Raw genomic sequence first — 3072 nt, forward strand, 5'->3', positions numbered from 1 at the left:
GGATATATGTGAACCTAATGCCCTGTCAGATTATGAAAGAAGCATCACTTCTCCAACCATTGATGAATTGGCACTTTTTGCGGTTAAGCTTAAAGTTGACCTGCCGTATTTCTTCACCACCAAAAATGAACCGATTTATAATTACATAGAAACCATTAAACTTTTGATTAACAAATACAAACGCACACGTAATTATGAAGCAATTTATGAAATCGTCCAAAAAGAAATGGCAACTGCACCGGAAAAATCGATATCGTTTTATCAATTCTTGAAATGGCAGGAAGGTATCTCTTTTTTTTATTTGTACAATGACAAACAAAGGGCTATAGAATTATTGAATGAGGCCATTCAGATTACCATGGGGAAACGGGTCATTCTTCATCAACAGGAGATAGAAGTTTTAAATAGTATCGGAATTATCCATTTTAAAACGAAGAATTATGAAGAGGCCATCAACATCTTCAATGAAGCACTGGAGTTTATCGAGAATATTCCCCATGTGAATCAAGAAGGCACTATTATCTTGAAGATCATTCATGGATTGGCACAAACATTGACTGAACTTCATTATTATCAGGAATCATTAAATTATACCCTTAAAGGGATCAACATTTGTAATTCGATAGAATCATTATATTTATATGCGGAACTCCATCTTTTAACTGGTAAGAATCTTGTTCATCTTCAACAACCTGAAAAAGGACTGCACTTTTTAGAACAATCCAAGAATCTTTTCAGTCTTCAAAAAAACGAAGAATTCATACGAATTGCCGAACATGAATTGGAAAGCATATTGCAATTCTTATGAACTTCTATGGATAAAAAAAGATAGAGATTGCTTTGAAAAAAGCAATACTCTATCTTTTTTTTAGCATTGTTTATCCTCACTTACTCTACCAATTTTCAGAATGCTACTTTAAAACAATCATTACACTTTCAATAGCTATCCTAATTCAGCTATAATAAAAGAATGTAACCCAACTGGAGGAAAAAAAATGTCTAATAGATTAGGTTTAGTGCTTGACGTAGAAACAACTGGTTTACGTCCCTCTTCAGATGAAATTATCGAGCTTGCTCTTATACTCTTTACATACAGCAGTGAAACAGGGGAAATTATTAATCTTATTGATCAGGAATCATTTTTAAGGGAGCCCCTCTCCTTTGGAGCAAGAAGGAATTATGATCAAGCGTATAGAGTTCATGGAATTCCATACAGTTCCGTAGAAGGAAAAAGTTTTCATGATGAAAAAGTTAAATCCTTCATTTCGCGTACCGATTCTATTTTCGCACATAATGCTTCTATAGATAGAAGTTTTCTTTACCAAATGTATCCGGAAATCAATGATCAGAAATGGTTCTGTACGATGCGGAATGTACCTTGGAAGCAATACGGATTTGAGAATGGTAAACTCTTAACATTATTGCAGGCACATAATATTACGAATTTCCAAACACACAGGGCTATGGACGATATATCTTACCTAATGGAACTAATGAGAAAACCAGGACCTTCTGGCCATCCTTATTTAAAGGAAGTCATTGCAAAAAATCCAATGAAGAAATATGCACCTGCTTCTCAAAAGACAAGGGTATAGCTGATTGCATAATTACTTCATTGTTTAGGCGCACCAAACAAAATAACGTTTTTATTGCAAATTGCCCTTTCCACGAGAACAGGAATGCATTACTTTACGATGGGTGTTATTTTAGGGGCACTTTTATTTCCCTGCATTTCACTTATTACCTGATATTTATCAAAAAACAGCGACCCGTCATGGGTCGCTGTTTTTTTGATCATTATACAGTTGCTTCTTCCTGTTTTTCATTTAATGCGCCGTTCAATTTCTTATACCGATAAATAAAGTAAAGAAGTGATAATATTAATGCCACAACGAGGAATATTGCTAATATGCCAAGATTATGCCACATGAAGCTATAATCTCCAGTTGAGATGACTGCACGGAAAGCATTAATAGAATATGTCATCGGTAAGAACGGTGTGAATCCTTGCAGGAAGCCAGGAACTAATTCATTCGGGAATGTTCCGCCACTGCTGGTCAGTTGAAGAATCAAAATCAATAATGCTATGAACCGGCCAGGATTGTCAAAGGCCGAACCCAGGAACTGAATGATTGCCATGAATGTACAGCTAGCAAGAATGCTTACTGCAAAAAATAGCGGCAGGCTCGTAACATTGATTCCAAGACCTAAAATTAAAATCGAATCCACCATTATGGCTTGGCAGATTCCTATGAGTGCCATGACGCTGTATTTACTAATAAACCAGCTAAATCCACTCGCGGGTTTTACAGCAGGATCTTTTAACGGGAAAATGATCGTCAGAACGATAGCCCCGATAAATAAACTTAATGAAATTAAATATGGTGCAAAACTAGTGCCATAGTTCGGGACATCATTAATTGGTAATTTATCCACTTTAACTGGGCTTGCAAACATGTCATATACTTCATCATTGGACTTTATCTTGCCTGCTTCGTCTGCCCCATCACTTAATTCGTCATGTAATTCTGCAGATCCATCTGAAAGTTTGGCGATTCCATCTTGTAACTTAATGGCTCCATTCGCCAGTTCTCCCATTCCGCTAGTAAGGCTGGATGAACCCTCCTTCAACTTATCCGTTCCTCTAACCAGACCTTTCGAACCTTCGGAAAGCTGTGAGGTTCCACTTGATAATTGCTTGGAGCCATCTTCAAGCTGATCAAGTCCGCTTACCAAGTTATTGCTGCCTTCGGTTAACTGTCCAAGCCCACTTTGTGCAGAATCTATACTATCACCAAATGTTGTCAAGCCAGATACCAATTGACCTTGACCATTTTTCAGTTCATTCGCTCCATTGGCGAGTTTATCCTGAGCTTGCTTCAATTGAGTGAAACCGCCGCTAATTGCACTTGTGCCTTCACCTAACTGATTAGCTCCAGCACTAAGACTATTTGAGCCCTTAGCAATTTCAGTTGCACTTGCCGATAGTTTACCTACTCCTTCAGATACTCCTTTACTACCTTCACTGATGCGGGTTAGAGAAGTGATCACTTCTTCCAAACGCGCTTTCTC

At 37.5% G+C, this 3072-nt stretch carries 3 protein-coding genes; 2 read left to right on the forward strand and 1 reads right to left on the reverse strand.

Annotated features, from left to right (window positions below):
• Together ACFVSH_RS24705 and ACFVSH_RS24710 are read left to right on the forward strand one after the other, a co-directional pair.
• A partial coding sequence (locus ACFVSH_RS24705; protein WP_387708385.1) for a hypothetical protein occupies nt 1-808 on the forward strand: 808 nt, incomplete at its 5' end.
• 187 nt (nt 809-995) lie between these two features.
• The gene (locus tag ACFVSH_RS24710) at nt 996-1595 is read left to right on the forward strand and encodes an exonuclease domain-containing protein (protein WP_387708387.1); all 600 of its coding nucleotides are present in this window, start codon (nt 996-998) and stop codon (nt 1593-1595) included.
• Nucleotides 1596-1797: 202 nt separating this feature from the next.
• Here the strand turns inward: ACFVSH_RS24710 and ACFVSH_RS24715 are convergent.
• Nucleotides 1798-3072 (reverse strand): YhgE/Pip family protein (locus tag ACFVSH_RS24715; protein WP_387708389.1); only part of this gene is annotated, 1275 nt, incomplete at its 5' end.

The organism is Peribacillus sp. NPDC058002 (genome assembly GCF_042886655.1).
Classification (GTDB): Bacteria; Bacillota; Bacilli; order Bacillales; family DSM-1321; genus Peribacillus; species Peribacillus aracenensis.

Bases quoted from the DNA above. Each gene is read 5' to 3' on its own strand.
- ACFVSH_RS24710 (WP_387708387.1), top strand. From the start codon at position 996: ATGTCTAATAGATTAGGTTTAGTGCTTGACGTAGAAACAACTGGTTTA.